We start from the raw sequence: 16426 nt of genomic DNA on the forward strand, positions 1-16426 counted from the left end.
CAGTCGCGGGCATGTGAAAGTGCCGCGCCCCCCAGGCTAGAACCTGGGGGGCGCGGCATCCATTCCGGGAGGGATCAGGCCTCCGGATGCTCCTCCGGGGAGGGCTCCGGGGTCTTCTCCACCGACACGGCGGTCGAGGACGCCGCCGACGTGCCGTTCGCCGCGTTCGTCAGCTGGAGCTCCTTGGGAGAGAGCACCGGCGGACGGGTGGACGGCGTGCGGTGCGAGGAGCCGGTCCACGCCGGGCGGGCCGGGCGCTTCACGATCGTCGAGAAGACCTCGGCGATCTGCTCCTTGTTGAGCGTCTCCTTCTCCAGGAGGGCGAGGACCAGGTTGTCGAGGACGTCGCGGTTCTCGACCAGGATCTCCCAGGCCTCGTTGTGCGCGGTCTCGATGAGCTTCTTGACCTCTTCGTCGACCAGCGCGGCAACCTCCTCCGAGTAGTCCCTCGGGTGCGACATCTCGCGGCCCAGGAACGGCTCGGTGTTGTCGCCGCCGAACTTGATCGCGCCGAGACGCTCGGTCATGCCGTACTGGGTGACCATCGCGCGGGCCGTTGCCGTGGCCTTCTCGATGTCGTTCGCCGCGCCCGTGGTCGGGTCGTGGAAGACCAGCTCCTCGGCCGCGCGCCCGCCCAGCATGTACGCCAGCTGGTCGAGCATCTCGTTGCGCGTGGTCGAGTACCTGTCCTCGTCGGGCAGGACCATGGTGTAACCCAGGGCCCGGCCGCGGGACAGGATCGTGATCTTGTGGACCGGGTCGGAGTTCGGGGAAGCCGCCGCGACCAGGGCGTGTCCGCCCTCGTGGTACGCGGTGATCTTCTTTTCCCGGTCCGACATGATCCGGGTCCGCTTCTGCGGACCCGCCACGACGCGGTCGATCGCCTCGTCCAGCGCGTGGTTGTCGATCAGCTTCCCGTCCGAGCGGGCCGTGAGCAGCGCGGCCTCGTTCAGGACGTTGGCGAGATCGGCACCCGTGAAGCCGGGCGTACGGCGGGCGACGGCGCCCAGGTCCACGTCCGGGGCGACCGGCTTGCCCTTCTGGTGGACCTTGAGGATCTCCAGACGGCCCTGCATGTCCGGACGGTCGACCGCGATCTGGCGGTCGAAGCGGCCGGGGCGCAGGAGGGCCGGGTCGAGGATGTCGGGACGGTTCGTGGCGGCGATCAGGATGACCCCGCCCTTCACGTCGAAGCCGTCCATCTCGACGAGCAGCTGGTTGAGGGTCTGCTCGCGCTCGTCGTGACCGCCGCCGAGGCCCGCACCGCGGTGCCGGCCGACGGCGTCGATCTCGTCGACGAAGACGATCGCCGGAGCGTTGGCCTTGGCCTGTTCGAACAGGTCGCGGACACGCGAGGCACCGACACCGACGAACATCTCGACGAAGTCGGAACCGGAGATCGAGTAGAAGGGGACACCGGCCTCGCCCGCGACGGCACGCGCGAGCAGGGTCTTACCGGTGCCGGGCGGGCCGTAGAGCAGCACGCCCTTGGGGATCTTGGCGCCGACGGCCTGGAACTTCGCCGGCTCCTGGAGGAACTCCTTGATCTCGTGGAGTTCCTCGACGGCTTCGTCGGAGCCCGCGACATCGGCGAACGTCGTCTTCGGGGTGTCCTTGGTGATGAGCTTGGCCTTGGACTTCCCGAAGTTCATCACTCGGGAGCCGCCGCCCTGCATCTGGTTCATCAGGAACAGGAAGACCACGACGATGAGGACGAACGGCAGCAGCGAGAGCAGCACGCTCAGGAACGGGCTGGTCTTGTCCGGCGTGACGGAGTATCCGTCAGGGATCTGACCGGCTTCGTACTTGGTCTGGAGGTTCTGGGCGAGCTGTACGCCCTGGTCCCCGATGTAGTTGGCCTGGAACTTGGTGCCGTCGTTGTCGCCGAGCTTCTGGTCCTTCTTCAGCTCGATCTTGATCATCTGGCTGTCACCGGTGGTGAGCTTGGCGCTGTCCACCTGGCCACTGTTGATCGCCTTGATGACCTCGCTGGTCTCCACCGACTTGTAGCCGCCGCCGGAGCCGACGACGTTCATCAACACGACCACGGCGAGGACGGCCAGCACGATCCACATAACCGGCCCACGGAAGTATCGCTTCACGTCCATCCATACGGGGCGCTAGGCACCCCGTCCCTCCTGCCCGTAGGTAAATGCTGCTGTGAGTAAAGACTGTTCTTCGGAATGTACCCCTGCATTGTCACCCGCGGCCTCATGGGACGGCTGACAGACCCGCCTTTCCATGCTCCAACGGCGGGAAACGCTCCAGGGTTCCCCTGTCGGGCGCTGGATCAGCCGCCGTAGACGTGGGGAGCGAGGGTGCCGACGAACGGCAGGTTGCGGTACTTCTCGGCGTAGTCGAGGCCGTAGCCGACGACGAACTCGTTCGGGATGTCGAAGCCGACCCACTTCACGTCGATGGCGACCTTGGCGGCGTCGGGCTTGCGCAGCAGCGTGACGACCTCCAGGGAGGCCGGCTGGCGGGAGCCGAGGTTCGACAGCAGCCACGACAGGGTCAGGCCCGAGTCGATGATGTCCTCGACGATCAGGACGTGCTTGTCCTTGATGTCGGTGTCCAGGTCCTTGAGGATCCGCACCACGCCCGAGGACTGGGTCCCGGCGCCGTACGAGGACACCGCCATCCAGTCCATGGTGAGCGGGGTGGACAAGGCGCGCGCCAGGTCCGCCATCACCATCACCGCGCCCTTGAGGACGCCGACGATGAGCAGGTCCTTGCCCGCGTACTCCGCGTCGATCTTCGCGGCCAGCTCTGCCAGCTTCGCGTCGATCTCTTCCTTGGTGATGAGCACCGACTGGAGGTCGTTGCCCATGTCCTTCTCGTCCACCCGCATCACTTTCGTTGTCGGCTGGGGCTCCGGGGGGTGACCCCGGAGGACTCAGCCGTGTTTCAGCACCAATCAGCCCTGCCGGATGACCAGTCTGCCACCCTGCCGCTGGGCCTCCACCCGGCCGGGCAGGTTGATGGCTCCCTGACCGCGCCATCCGGTGATGAGCCGGTCGACTTCCTCGATGTGGCGGGCGAAGAGGGAGCCTGCGGGGGAACCGGCGGCGACGACCGCCCGGCGCAGTACGCGGCGGCGGACCGCGGGGGGCAGCGCGTACAACTTGGCGCACTCCAGGCGGCCGTCTTCGTCGCGTACGCCGCTCTCGGCCTCGGCGGCCCAGGCGTCCAGGGCGTCGGCGTCGTCGCGGGAGAGCTGGGCGGTGCGGGCGAGCGCCTCCACGACCCCCTTGCCGAGCGCCTTCTCCAGGGCGGGCAGTCCCTCGTGGCGCAGCCGGGAGCGGGTGTAGGCGGGGTCGAGGTTGTGCGGGTCGTCCCAGACCGACAGGGACTGGACCATGCAGGCCTTGCGGGCGGTCTGCCGGTCGACCTGGAGGAAGGGTCGGCGGTAGCGGTGGCTGCGGCCGCGGGTGCCGGGGTCTCCGGGGCCTCCGGAGACTTCCGCCATGCCGGAGAGCGAGCGGATGCCGGAGCCGCGGGCGAGGCCCAGCAGGACGGTTTCGGCTTGGTCGTCGCGGGTGTGGCCGAGCAGCACGGCGACGGCGCCCAGCCGGTCGGCGGCCTCGTCCAGGGCGGCGTAGCGGGCGTCGCGGGCGGCGGCTTCGGGGCCTCCGTCGCGGCCGACGCGCACGGCGACGGACTCGACGGGGTCGAGGCGCAGCGCGGTCATGCGGGAGACGACCTCGGCGGCGCGCAGGGCGGAGCCGTCCTGGAGGCCGTGGTCGACGGTGATGCCGCCGGCCCGGATTCCGAGTTTGGGGGCCTCGAAGGCGAGGGCGGAGGCGAGCGCCATGGAGTCCGCGCCGCCGGAGCAGGCGACGAGGACGAGCGGAGCGGTGTCGGGGAGCGGGTCGTGGGGGGCGGCACCGGCCGAGGAACCGACGGTGCGGCCGGGGCGGCCGACCCGGGGCGCGGGGGTGGGAGCGGGCCGGCTATTGAGTTCTGTGAGGTCGGTGAGGACGTCGTGGAGTACGCGGCGGACCGCCAGGCGTATCGCCGCGACCGCAGGATGGGGACCCATGTCCGGTGCCCTTCGGTGGAGTTCGGATGCCTCGGAGGCGCTGGGGAGGCGTTGGGGGGTGGTGTGCCGGTGTGCTGCCCGGCTCCCCCGCGAGTGGGGGTTGTCACTCAGAGTGCGACGATGGTGACAGAACCGAGCCGTTCCTCGAGCATCGCACGCCCTTCCACGCCCCACGGTCCCTCGGACGGGTGACGCTGCTTCCCCCAGAGGGACATCTTCACGCCTCTTGGGTCACACCTCTTCGCTCGCCTCGCTCTGCTCGCTCCCCTTGCGGTGGACGCGGGCCACCCAGTCCGCGGGCCTGGCGATCTCGGACTTGGTCGGCAGTGTGTTCGGGGAGGTCCAGACCCGGTTGAAGCCGTCCATGCCGACCTGGCCGACGACGGCGCGCACGAAGCGTTCCCCGTCGCGGTACTGGCGCAGCTTGGCGTCGAGGCCGAGGAGTTTGCGCAGGGCGGCGTCGAGCCGGCCGGCGCCGCTGGCCCTGCGCTGCTGGAACTTCTCGCGGATCTCGGCGACCGAGGGCACGACCTCGGGGCCGACCCCGTCCATGACGAAGTCGGCGTGGCCCTCCAGGAGGGACATGACGGCGGTGAGCCGGGCCAGTACCTCGCGCTGCTCGGGGGTCTGGACGAGCTCGACGAGGGAGCGCCCCTCGTCCCCGTGTTCCGCGTCGGGGCGGGCTCCGGCGAAGGACTGGGCGGCCTCGCGCAGGCGCTCCAGCACGGTCATCGGGTCCACTTCGGTGGCTCCGAGGAACGTCTGGATTTCGCCCTCCAGATGTTCGCGGAGCCACGGGACGGCCGTGAACTGGGTACGGTGCGTCTCCTCGTGCAGACAGACCCAGAGCCGGAAGTCGTGCGGGTCCACCTCCAGCTCCCGCTCCACGTGGACGATGTTCGGCGCGACGAGCAGCAGCCGGCCGCCGGGGGCGGAGCCCGGGAGGTCGAGGCCGGCGGGCGCGAAGGTCTCGTACTGGCCGAGCACGCGGGAGGCCAGGAAGCTGAGCAGCATGCCCAGCTCGACGCCGGTGACCTTGCCGCCGACCGCGCCGAGCACGGCGCCGCCGGGGGTGCCGGCGCGACGGTCCTGCATCTTGCCGAGGAGGGGGGACAGGAGCTCGCGGAAGCCCGCCACGTTGGCCTTCACCCAGCCGGCCCGGTCCACGACGAGGACGGGCGTGTCGACCGGGGTCATGCCTTCGGGCATCATCCGCGTGAACTCGCGCACGTGCCGTTCGGAGGTCTTGGCGTGCCTGCGCAGCTCCGCGACGACGGCTCGGGCCTCGTCCCGGCTCACCTCCGGGCCGGGCCGCACGAGCCTGGTCGCGGTCGCCACCGCGAGGTTCCAGTCGACCATCTCCGCACCACCGAAGCTCGTCATGCGTCAACCGTACGTGGACCTGCGCGCGGGCGGGATCCCTAGGGGGCGTCTTGTCGATCGGGCCGGATCAGGGAGCGGTGTCTGGTGCCGTGCATCGCAAGGCGGAGGAGGGAGTCGACGCGGAGCGTCGGCGACCGTCGACAACGCGGCGAGGCACCAGACACCGCGAGCCCGGCCTGATCGGCAAGACACCCCCTAGAGCGCCCTAGGAACCGTTGGCCACGGCCGCCGCGAGCTTGTCGAGGCCCTTCTCCGCGGCGCCGGCCTCCGGGGTGTTCGCGGTCAGGAACGCGAAGGCGAGCAGTCGGCCGGTGGGGTCGACGACGGTGCCGGCGAGGGAGTTCACGCCGCTCAGGGTGCCCGTCTTGGCCCGCAGGAGGCCGGCCGCCGGGGAGCCGCCGGAGTTGCGGGTGCGCAGGGTGCCGGTGAATCCGGCGACGGGCAGTCCGGTGAGGACGGGCCGCAGTTCGGGTCGCTGCGGGTCGGCGGCCTTGGCGAGCAGGGCGGTGAGCAGGCCGGCGCTGATCTTGTCGGCGCGGTTGAGGCCGCTGCCGTCGGCGAAGCGGGAGCCGCCGGTGTCGACGCCGAGGGCGGCGAGTTTGGCGCCGATGGCCCGGGCGACGCCGTCGAAGCTCGCGGGCGCTCCGGAGGCGAGGGCGGTCTGGCGGGCGAGGGCTTCGGCGATGTCGTTGTCGCTGTGGGTCAGCATCCGCTCGACGAGCCCGGCGAGCGGCGGCGAGAGGGTGGCGGCGAGCGGGACGGCCCCGGTGGCGGCCTTGGCCTTGGCGGGCTCGCCGGTGACCTTGACCCCGCGCTCCTTGAGCAGGGCGGCGAAGGCGCGGGCGGTGTCGCGGGAGGGGTCCGTGCTGCGCTTGACGGGGCCGGAGAAGGATTCGTCGGGGCGGCCTTCGTCGGCGGTCAGGGCCGTGACGGGCGCGAGGTTGGGGTTCTCGCCGATCGGGTGGAGGACGGGGCCGGTGTAGAGCGAGTCGTCGTAGCCGAGGGCCACGGAGTCGGTGCCGGCGGCCTTGAGGGCCTGGGCGGTGTCCGCGGCGAGGGCGACGAGGCTGCCGCCGGAGCCGGCGGGGGCCTTCTTCTTGGCGGTGAGCGAGGGGTCGCCGCCGCCGACCAGGATGATCTGGCCGGGCCCGGCGCCGGGGGTCACGGTGGTGCGGATCCGGTGGTCGGGACCGAGGGCCGCGAGGGAGGCCGCCGCGGTGGCGATCTTGACGGTGGAGGCGGGGGTCATGGCTTCCCGGGCCCCGGCTTCGAAGAGGACCTTCCCGGTGGCGGTGTCGATCACGGAGGCGCCGCGGGCGGTTCCGAGGGCGGGGTCGGCGAGCAGCGGCCGCAGGGCGGCGGCGAGGGCCCCGGAGTCCGCGGCTCCGGCCTGGTCGCCCGAGGCATCGCCGGAGCCGGCCCCGGCCGGGCGGACGCCGGCGAGCACGCCGGGGGCGCTGGGGGCGGCCTGCGGGAGCGCCGTAGCGGTGTCGGCACCGTGATCTGCGCCACCCGTACGGCCCCAAGAGGCGGCCTTGACCCGCTCGGCCTTACGCTGGCCGGAGTCCCAGGGACCCGCGGCGGCCACCGTCGCGGCCGACAGGGCGAGGCCGGCAACGGCCGACACCGCGATGAGCTGCCAGGTCTTGACCAATGGCACCTCGGACCAGCCCCTTTCGCGATCACACATATGCGTGAGGGACACTTAACCATTGCGTCTTGCCGCGAGCATGGCACCCCACCCGGCAGGGCTGGGTCGGCCGCGCACGCAGGTGAATCGCGCATCCCCGAAGCAATGAAGCTGATCATGGAGGAGCAGGACGTGGAGTTCGACGTCACCATCGAGATCCCCAAGGGTTCGCGGAACAAGTACGAGGTGGACCACGAGACCGGCCGGATCCGCCTGGACCGTCGCCTCTTCACCTCGACCAGCTACCCGGCCGACTACGGCTTCGTCGAGAACACCCTCGGCGAGGACGGCGACCCGCTGGACGCGCTGGTCATCCTTGACGAGCCGACCTTCCCGGGCTGCCTGATCAAGTGCCGCGCGATCGGCATGTTCAACATGACGGACGAGGCGGGCGGCGACGCCAAGCTGCTGTGCGTGCCGGCGTCCGACCCGCGTGTGGAGCACTTGCGCGACATCCACCACGTGTCCGAGTTCGACCGCCTGGAGATCCAGCACTTCTTCGAGGTCTACAAGGACCTGGAGCCGGGCAAGTCGGTCGAGGGCGCGAACTGGGTCGGCCGCACCGAGGCCGAGGCCGAGATCGAGGCCTCCTACAAGCGCCTCGAGGCGCAGGGCGGCCAGCACTGAGCTCCGCTCGGTGACGGGGCGGGCCTGAGGCCCCTCCGGCCCCTTTGACACCGCGGGCGGTACCCCTTGAACGGGGGTGCCGCCCGTTGTCGTGTCCGGGTGCGGGTGCGTTTCCCGGGGGCGGCGCGGCTCCGATCCGGGCGGCGGCCGAAAGATCGTTGGCGGGGCTGAAAGTTCAGCTGCGGGGCAGATGCTTGTTTCGCCGTGGATGAAACGGTTCCGCATACTGATACCGGCTGGCTCGGGGACTGGAGGACGCGTGGCGGAAGGCGAAGGATCCGGGACCGAGGACCGGAAGCCGAAGTCGGACGAGGCGCACAGTGCGTTCTCCGTGCCGGACGGGGTCGGGGTGGACCCCGAGGCGACCGAGGAGGACCAGCCGACCTCGGAGTTCGCCGTCCCCGACGGGCTCGCGTCGGTGGTCGTGGACCCCGATGGCCCGGCGTCCGCCTTCGCCACGCCGCACACCTACAGCGCCGCCCACTCCCCGCCGGCCTACACCGGCCCTCCGGGCTTCCCCGCCACCCGGTTGAAGGAGTCCCCCTGGCAGGACCGCATGCGCACGGTGCTGCGCATGCCGGTCGACGTCCGGCCGGTGCCGGAGCCCTCGCAGCGGCTGGCCGTGGAGACCGGACCGGCCGTGGGGCGCGTGCTCGACCTGACGCTGCGCATCGGCGAGCTGCTGCTCTCGGGCGGCGAGGGCGCCGAGGACGTGGAGGCCGCAATGTTCGCCGTGGCCCGCAGCTACGGCCTGGACCGCTGCGAGCCGACCGTCACCTTCACCCTGCTGTCGATCACGCACCAGCCCTCCCTGGTGGACGACCCCGTGTCGGCGAACCGCACCGTCCGCCGCCGCGGCACCGACTACACCCGGCTCTCGGCCGTGTTCGCCCTCGTCAACGACATCACCGCGCACGAGATCGAGATCTCGCTCGAGGACGCCTACCGCCGACTCGCCGAGATCCGCCGCAACCGGCACCCGTACCCCGGCTGGGTGCTCACCGGCGCCGCCGGCCTGCTCGCCGGCGCGGCCTCCACGCTGGTCGGCGGTGGCGTGCTGGTGTTCTTCGCAGCCGCACTCGGGGCGGTGCTCGGCGACCGGCTGGCCTGGCTGTGCGCCGGGCGCGGGCTGCCGGAGTTCTACCAGTTCGTGGTCGCGGCGATGCCCCCGGCCGCAATGGGCGTGGCGCTGAAGCTCACCGAATTCGACGTGCGCTCCTCCGCCGTGATCACCGGCGGGCTCTTCGCGCTGCTGCCGGGGCGGGCCCTGGTCGCGGCCGTGCAGGACGGTCTGACCGGCTACTACATCACCGCCTCCGCCCGGCTGCTGGAGGTCATGTACCTCTTCATCGGCATCATCATGGGCGTCCTGGTGGTGCTCTACGTCGGCGTGCAGTTCGGCTCCAATCCGCAGCCGCAGGACATCCTCCAGATCGAGCAGCGGCCGCTGCTCCAGATCGCCGCCTCGATGGTTCTGGTGTTCACGTTCGCGATCCTGCTCCAGCAGGAACGTTCCACCGTGTGGTTCGTGACGCTGAACGGCGGGATCGCCTGGGTGATCTACGGGGCCCTGCACTACGCCGCCAAGATGCCGCCGGTGCCGTCCACCGCGATCGCCGCCGGGCTGGTCGGCCTCTTCGGACAGCTCCTCGCCCGGCACCGGTTCTCCTCGGCCCTCCCCTTCGTCACCGCCGCCATCGGCCCGCTGCTGCCCGGCTCGGCCACGTACTACGGGCTCCTGCTGATCGCCGAGAACCGGCTGAACGAGGGGCTGGGCTCGCTGACGAACGCCGCGGCCATCGCCCTCGCCATCGCGATCGGCGTCAACCTCGGCTCCGAGACCTCCCGCCTCTTCATGCGCATCCCCGGCGCGGCCAGTGCGGCCAAGCGCGGCGCGGCGAAGCGCACCCGCGGGTTCTAGGAAGCACTGGTTCCAGGAAGCACACCCGCGGCTTCCAGGCCGCGTCGGCCCCGGACACGGCGATGCCCCGCCGACCGGGAATCCCGGTCGGCGGGGCATCGTACGAGGCTTCGAGCAGCCCCTAGCGCTTGGCGTGGCGGCCGCTGCGCTGCTGGCCCGGGGCCTGCGGGTCCTCGCCGGCGCCGGAATCCGTGGCGCCGGACTCGGCCGCCGCCTTCTTGTTCTTGCGGGACTTCAGCACCTCGAAGATCACCGGGATCACGGAGATCAGGACGATGCCGATGAAGATCGGCTCGACGTTCTTCTTGATGACCTCGAACTGGCCGAGCTGGTGGCCCAAGACCGTGACGCCCGCGCCCCACAGCACGCCGCCGATGACGTTGAACATCAGGAAGGTGCGGTACTTCATCGCGGTCGCGCCCGCGACCATCGGCGCGAAGGTGCGGATGATCGGCACGAAGCGCGCGAGCACGATGGCCTTGGGGCCGTGCTTCTCCATGAACTCGTGCGCCGCGTCGAGGTTCTCGCGCTTGAAGAGCTTGGAGTTCGGCTTGTTGAAGATCTTCGGGCCGAAGACCTTGCCGATCATGTATCCGACCTGGTCACCGATGATGGCGGCGGCCACGATCAGGGTGCACACCAGCCACAGCGGCTGGCTGATGGTGCCGCTCGCGACGAACAGACCCGCCGTGAAGAGCAGGGAGTCTCCGGGCAGGAAGGCGAAGAGACCGGATTCCGCGAAGACGATGACCAGGATGCCGATCAGGCCGAAATGGCCGATCAGGTACTCCGGGGAGATCCACTCAGGACCGAGCGCAAGCGTGTTCACGGGTTCCGGGCTCTCCTGGATCAGGTGGGGGTGTCCGTCCAATTATGAACGCACACCACCCCCGCCTGGTTCCAGCGGAACGGCGGCTAGACCTTGCGGACGGCGTTCGCCAGGATCGCGTCGCGCACGAACACCGCCAGTCCGGGCCGGACGGCCTCGTAGTACGCCGTGAACCGCTCGTCCGCCACGTACATCTCACCGAGGCCGGTGTGGATCTCGTACGTGCAGAAGTAGTAGCTGCCGTTGATCCAGCCGCGGTGCTCCTCGGCCAGGTCCATGGCCTCCTCGGACTCCGCGGGCGTCCCGGAGTCCAGCAGGGCGGCGAACCGCCGGTTGATGTCCTCGGCCAGGGCCTGGATCCGCAGCCAGTCCTCCTTGGTGTACGAGGCGGTCCGGCGGGCGGACTCCCGGTACGTGTCGCCCCAGCGGCGCTCGGCCTCCTCGGCGTGCTCTTCGGGATCGAAATCCCCGAACACCTCGAACTTCTCCTCGGGGGTGAGGTTGATGCCCATCTTCTTCGCCTCCATGGCGTGCTCGACGGCCGCGGCCATCTGCTGGAGCCGGGCGATCCGCTCGGACAGGAGGGCGTGCTGCCGGCGCAGCTGCTCCCTCGGGTCCGATTCCGGATCGTCCAGCAGGACCGCGACCTCTTCGAGCGGAAAGCCGAGCTCCCGGTAGAACAGGATCCGCTGCAGCCGGTCGAGGTCGGCGTCGTCGTACCGCCGGTGCCCCGCCCCGCTGCGGCCGCTCGGGGAGAGCAGCCCGATCTCGTCGTAGTGGTGCAGCGTGCGCACCGTCACTCCGGCGAATCCGGCGACCTGGCCCACGGAGTAGCCCATCGCTTTCCGCTCCTCTTCTCGGGTACGCGTCCAGCCTGGTCCCTCACGTCGCGTGAGGTGCAACCCCGGACAGCGGCACGACGGGGCAGACCTCGGGAGGCGGAGCTCAGGGGGCTCAGGGGGCTCAGGGGGACGGGGCGAGGACCCCGGCGAAGGCGTCGCCCGGGTCGTCGGCGAAGGAGTACGCGCCGCCCTCGATCCGGGCGACCAGCCCCCGGGTCCAGTCCGCCTCCGCGTCCGCCGAGTGGATCCAGCGGTGCATGATCTCGCCGATGTGGCCCAGCGGCTCGGGGCCCTCCGCGGGGACGTAGTGGTCCGTGACCGTGGAGCGCCAGGCGGCCAGCCGGGCCAGGCGCTCGCGGAGCAGGGCCAGCGCCTGCGCGCGGGGCAGGTCGACCATGAAGCCGAGGGCCGAGGCGAGGACGTCGGCCCGCGGGTCGGCGGAGGACAGCGCCTCGCGGAGCAGCTTGAAGTACTCCGCGCGGCCCGCCTCCGTCAGCTCGTACTCGGTCCGCGGCGGGCCGCCCGCCGCGGACGGGGCCACCTCGTGGGCCAGCAGTACGCCCTGCTTCGCCATCTGCTTGAGCGCGTGGTAGATCGACCCGGGCTTGGTGTTCGACCACTCGTGGGCGCCCCAGAACTCCAGATCGGCCCGGACCTGGTAGCCGTGGGCCCGCCCGTGCCGGCGGACTGCGCCGAGGACGAGGAGGCGGATCGCTGACATGGGGCCAGGCTACTGACCCGGCCCCGGCGCGCCGTGGCTAGCCCATGGCGCGGGTGCCGTCGATGGTTTCGCGGATGATGTCCGCGTGGCCCGCGTGCCGGGCGAACTCCTCCACCAGGTGCAGGAGCATCCAGCGCATCGAGACCTTGGCGTCCTGCGGGAACCACGGGGCCGGGGGCAGCGGGAAGCTGTCGTCGAGGCTGGGTACGGCTGCGATGAACGCCTCCGTCTCCTGCCTGATCCCGTCCCAGTAGGCCAGCACCGAAGGCATGGACTCGCCCTCGACCAGCCGGAAGCCGTCGGCCCAGTCACCCTCCGGGTACTCGGTCGCGCCCTGCGCCATCCGCAGCCAGCCCTCCTCGCAGTTGGCCGCGTGCTTGAGCAGCCCGGACACGGAGAGCTCGCTGACGCTGGGCTTGCTCGCCGCCTGCTCCTCGGTCAGCCCCTGCGCGGCCTCGCGCAGCGCCGTGCGCTGGGCCTCGACGAAGGCGAGGAGCGTGCCGCGCTCGTCACCGGGGACCTCCATGGAAATCTGAGCCATGACCTGACCGCCTTCTGTCCGTGTGTCCTGCGTGGTTGTCCTGCGGGGTGTCCTGCGGGTCTCTCCTGCTGACAAGAACCACGTTACGAACCCTTGCGGTCAGGTTCCGTCCGCAATCAGGGGAATCCCCGGAATCACTGACTTTCCTGCCGGGCCGGCGGGAGCTCCGTCTGCGGCTTGGGGAGCAGGGCCTTCTTCAGGTCCTGGGCGCCCTTCTCGTCCAGGCCGTACATCGCCTCGTAGATCTTGCGGACGGCCGGTCCCGAGGCTCCGGAGCCGGTGCCGCCCTGGGAGATCGTCATCACGATCGCGTAGTCCTCGGTGTAGGACGCGAACCACGAGGTGGTCTGCTTGCCCTGGACCTCGGCCGTACCGGTCTTCGCGTGCATCGGGATCTGCTTCTGCGGCCAGCCGCCGAACCGCCAGGCCGCGCTGCCGGTGGTGGCCACGTCGGCGAGGGCTCCGTCGATGTCGTTGCGGAGCTTGGAGTTCATGGGGAGCTTGCCCTGTTCCTTCGGGGCGATCTCCTTGACCGACGTGCCGTCGGCGCTGACCACGGCCTTGCCGATGCCGGGCTGGTGCAGCGTGCCGCCGTTGGCGATGGCGGCGTAGACGGAGGCCATCTGGATCGGGGTGACGAGGGTGTCGCCCTGGCCGATGGAGTAGTTGATCGCGTCGCCCTCGCGGAGCTGGTTGCCCTGGCGGCAGTTCTCGTAGGCGATCTTCTCGGCGTACGAGCCGTCCTTCTTTCCGTCGCGGCACCAGGCGGCCTTGTTCGCCTCGAAGAAGTCCTTCTTCCACTGGCGGTCGGGGACCCGGCCGGGGACCTCGCTGGGCAGGTCGATGCCGGTGCGCTTGCCGAGGCCGAACTCGTGGGCGGTCTTGAAGAACCAGTCGCCGGGCTGCGCCTTGGGCTTGATGCCGCCGTCCTTCTTCCACTCCTTGTCGGCGATGGCGTAGTAGACGGTGTCGCAGGAGACCTCGAGGGCCTTGCCGATGGTGATGTCGCCGTAGCCCTGGGACTCGAAGTTGGTGAAGACCTGGCTGCCGACCGAGTACGAGCTCGGGCAGCCGTAGAGCTTGTTGAAGGGGTAGCCGGCGTTGACCGCGGCCGTCGAGGAGACCACCTTGAAGATCGAGCCGGGGGCGGCCTGGCCCTGGATGGCGCGGTTCAGCAGCGGGTAGTTCGATCCCTTGTCGGTGAGGGAGGCGTAGTCCTTCGCGGAGATCCCGCCGACCCAGGCGTTCGGGTCGTAGGTCGGGTTGGAGGCCATCGCGACGACCCGGCCGGTCTTGGCCTCCATGACCACGACGGCGCCCGAGTCGGCCTCGTAGTGGCGGCCCGTGTTGTTCTTGTCGATGCCCTTGCGGGCCTCGATCATCGCGTTGTTCAGCTCGCGCTCGGCCACGGCCTGTACGCGCGAGTCGATCGAGGTCACGATGTTCGCGCCGGCCTGCGGCTTGTCGCTCACGCCCTCGCCGATGATCCGGCCGAGGTTGTCCACCTCGTAGCGGGTGATGCCCGCCTTGCCGCGGAGCTCCTTGTCGTAGGTGCGCTCCAGGCCGCTGCGGCCCACCTGGTCGGAGCGCAGGTACGGGGAGTCGGAGCCCTTCGCCTTGGTGATCTCCTCGTCGGTCACCGGGGAGAGGTAGCCGAGCACCTGGGAGGTGTTGGCGCCGTCGGGGCCGGCGTAGCGGCGCAGGGCGGTGGGCTCGGCGGTGATGCCGGGGAACTGCTCGGCGTGCTCCCGTATCTCCAGGACCTGGTCGGTCGTCGCCTCGTCGGTGATGGGGATCGGCTGGTACGGGGAGCCGTTCCAGCAGGGCTTGGGGGTCTTGGCGTCGCACAGCCGGACGCCGTTGACCACGTCGTCCGGGTTCAGGCCCAGTACCCCGGCGAGGTGGGTCAGGACGCCCTTGCCGCGGTCCTTCATCTTGGAGAGCTCGGTGCGGCTGGCGGAGACCACCATGCGGGTCTCGTTGTCGGCGAGCGGGATCCCGCGGGAATCCAGGATCGAGCCGCGCACGGCGGGCTGGACCACCTGCTGGGTGTTGTTGTTCTTCGCCTCGTCCGTGTACTCCTGGCCGTTGCGTATCTGGAGGTACCACAGACGCCCGCCGAGGGTCAGCAGCAGCGAGAACACCACGATCTGGATCATGACGAGCCGGTTCTGGACCCGGGGTGTGCGCCCGGTCTCCGGTATGTTGCTCAACTCGGCTCTCCCCCGGACTGGTCCTCGCCTGACCCGCCCGAGTCTAGATCCCCCGCGGGGCTAGAAAGGGAACTGCGTCCGGCCGTGCTGGACCGAGATCCATTTCTGGGTGGTGAAGGCCTCGATGGTGGCGTCGCCGTTGAGGCGGCCCATGCCGGAGGCCTTCTCCCCGCCGAACGCCGCGAGCGGCTCGTCGCCGATGGTGGAGTCGTTGACGTGGATCATGCCGGTCTCGATGCGCCGGGCGAAGCGGACCCCGCGCTCCACGTCCCGCGTGTGGACGGCGCCGCTGAGTCCGTACGGGGTCGCGTTGGTGAGGCGGACGGCCTCGTCCTCGCCGTCGAAGACCACGAGGAGGGCGACGGGGCCGAAGATCTCCTGGCCGAGCAGCGGGGAGTCCTCGGGGAGCCCGGCGAGCACGGTGGGCTCGACCAGGTTGCCGCGCGTAGAGCCCCGTACGAGCGCCTGCGCGCCGGAGTCGACGGCGCGGTCGACGAGCGCGGTGAGGGCGTCGGCCTGGAAGGAGTTGATCAGCGGGCCGATGTGGGTGTCGGCCTCGTGCGGGTCGCCGGTCTTCAGGGCGCGCACGCGGGCGGTGAACTTCTCGGTGAACTCCTCGGCGACCGAGGCGTCGACCAGGATCCGGTTGGCGGCCATGCAGACCTGGCCCTGGTAGACGAAGCGGCTGAAGACGGCCGCGTCCACCGCGTAGTCGAGGTCGGCGTCGTCGAGGACGACGAGCGCACTGTTGCCGCTGAGCTCCAGGACGGTCCGCTTGAAGTGGCGGGCGGCGACCGCGCCGACGTGCCGGCCGACCCGGTCGGAGCCGGCGAAGGAGATGACCTTGGGGACGGGGTGGGTCAGGAGCGCGTCGCCTATCTCGGCGATGTCGGTGACCAGGACGTTGAGCAGGCCGGCCGGGAGGCCGGCCTCCTCGAAGATCTTGGCGATGACCCCGCCGCCGACGACGGGCGCGTTCTGGTTGGGCTTGATGACGACGGCGTTGCCGAGGGCCAGGGCCGGGGCGACCGACTTCAGGGTGACCAGGAAGGGGAAGTTGAAGGGGCTGATCACGGCGACGACCCCGACGGGCAGGCGCTGGATCCGGTTCTCCTTGCCTTCGACCGGCGAGGGCAGGATGCGGCCCTCGGGCCGGACGGCCAGCTGCATGGCCTCGCGGATGAACTCCTTCGCGAGGTGCACCTCGTACTCGGCCTTGGGACGGGTCCCGCCGAGCTCGTCGATCATCGCCTCGACGATCTCCTTCTCGCGCTCCTCGGTGATCCGCAGGGCGCGTTCCAGGACGGCTCGTCTGGTGTACGGGCTGGTGGCGGCCCAGTCCTTCTGGGCGCGCTCGGCGGCCCGGTAGGCCCGGTCGACCTGCTCGACGGTGGCCACGGTGATGGCCGCGAGCTTCTCCCCGTTGTACGGGTTGACGTCGATGATGTCCCACGACCCGGTCCCGGCCAGCCATTCGCCGTCGATGTACTGGTGAGCCAGGTCCTCGAATATGGACATGCCATCCCTTACGTCGAACGCGCTTCCTTGCGCTGCACCGGAGAGCCGGGGGTCATCCGGCTCATCGTCATGCTCTGATCAGGCGTCATAGTACGTGCG

General features: G+C 70.4%; 12 protein-coding genes and 1 pseudogene. 2 read left to right on the top strand and 11 right to left on the bottom strand.

All coding sequences use genetic code 11. The features are described from left to right. Nucleotides 1-74: 74 nt before the first annotated feature. From ftsH to dacB, 5 genes are all read right to left on the bottom strand, one after another. Nucleotides 75-2108: an ATP-dependent zinc metalloprotease FtsH gene (ftsH, locus tag ACFVX6_RS02810; protein WP_389687276.1), complete on the bottom strand. Its 2034-nt coding sequence runs from the start codon at nt 2106-2108 to the stop codon at nt 75-77. Between the two features lie 182 nt (nt 2109-2290). Continuing rightward, complete coding sequence (gene hpt / locus ACFVX6_RS02815; protein WP_243339812.1) at nt 2291-2851, bottom strand: hypoxanthine phosphoribosyltransferase; 561 nt, start codon at nt 2849-2851, stop codon at nt 2291-2293. Nucleotides 2852-2917: 66 nt separating this feature from the next. Next, complete coding sequence (tilS, locus tag ACFVX6_RS02820) at nt 2918-4042, bottom strand: tRNA lysidine(34) synthetase TilS (RefSeq protein ID WP_389687278.1); 1125 nt, start codon at nt 4040-4042, stop codon at nt 2918-2920. A gap of 231 nt (nt 4043-4273) precedes the next feature. Beyond that, nucleotides 4274-5425: a zinc-dependent metalloprotease gene (locus ACFVX6_RS02825; protein ID WP_389687280.1), complete on the bottom strand. Its 1152-nt coding sequence runs from the start codon at nt 5423-5425 to the stop codon at nt 4274-4276. A 205-nt stretch (nt 5426-5630) separates the two neighbouring features. Continuing rightward, nucleotides 5631-7085: a D-alanyl-D-alanine carboxypeptidase/D-alanyl-D-alanine-endopeptidase gene (gene dacB / locus ACFVX6_RS02830; RefSeq protein WP_389687282.1), complete on the bottom strand. Its 1455-nt coding sequence runs from the start codon at nt 7083-7085 to the stop codon at nt 5631-5633. 162 nt (nt 7086-7247) lie between these two features. Between dacB and ACFVX6_RS02835 the strand changes: the two genes are divergently transcribed. Together ACFVX6_RS02835 and ACFVX6_RS02840 are read left to right on the top strand one after the other, a co-directional pair. Further along, a complete protein-coding gene (locus ACFVX6_RS02835; protein WP_266960167.1) occupies nt 7248-7742 on the top strand; it encodes an inorganic diphosphatase in 495 nt (164 codons plus the stop codon). Between the two features lie 208 nt (nt 7743-7950). Then, nucleotides 7951-9663: a threonine/serine exporter ThrE family protein gene (locus ACFVX6_RS02840; RefSeq protein ID WP_389687284.1), complete on the top strand. Its 1713-nt coding sequence runs from the start codon at nt 7951-7953 to the stop codon at nt 9661-9663. Nucleotides 9664-9784: 121 nt separating this feature from the next. Here the strand turns inward: ACFVX6_RS02840 and ACFVX6_RS02845 are convergent, their stop codons facing one another. From ACFVX6_RS02845 to ACFVX6_RS02870, 6 genes and pseudogenes are all read right to left on the bottom strand, one after another. Beyond that, nucleotides 9785-10492 carry a DedA family protein gene (locus ACFVX6_RS02845; RefSeq protein WP_389687286.1) on the bottom strand — a complete coding sequence of 236 codons (708 nt, stop codon included), beginning with the start codon at nt 10490-10492 and terminating at the stop codon, nt 9785-9787. Nucleotides 10493-10578: 86 nt separating this feature from the next. Continuing rightward, on the bottom strand, nt 10579-11331 hold the full coding sequence (locus ACFVX6_RS02850; protein WP_389687288.1) for a MerR family transcriptional regulator: 753 nt from the start codon (nt 11329-11331) through the stop codon (nt 10579-10581). Nucleotides 11332-11455: 124 nt separating this feature from the next. Beyond that, nucleotides 11456-12055, bottom strand: a complete 600-nt coding sequence (locus ACFVX6_RS02855) for a PadR family transcriptional regulator (RefSeq protein ID WP_389687290.1) — start codon at nt 12053-12055, stop codon at nt 11456-11458. Nucleotides 12056-12092: 37 nt separating this feature from the next. After that, entirely contained in the window at nt 12093-12596 is a 504-nt protein-coding gene (locus ACFVX6_RS02860; RefSeq protein ID WP_389687292.1) for a DinB family protein, read from the bottom strand. 158 nt (nt 12597-12754) lie between these two features. Continuing rightward, nucleotides 12755-14809: pseudogene (mrdA, locus tag ACFVX6_RS02865) on the bottom strand (penicillin-binding protein 2); the annotation flags it as partial. Between the two features lie 60 nt (nt 14810-14869). Further along, nucleotides 14870-16327 carry an aldehyde dehydrogenase family protein gene (locus tag ACFVX6_RS02870; protein WP_389687294.1) on the bottom strand — a complete coding sequence of 486 codons (1458 nt, stop codon included), beginning with the start codon at nt 16325-16327 and terminating at the stop codon, nt 14870-14872. Nucleotides 16328-16426 lie beyond the last annotated feature (99 nt).

Source organism: Streptomyces sp. NPDC058289 (assembly GCF_042880975.1).
Taxonomy (GTDB): Bacteria; Actinomycetota; Actinomycetes; order Streptomycetales; family Streptomycetaceae; genus Streptomyces; species Streptomyces stoeckheimensis.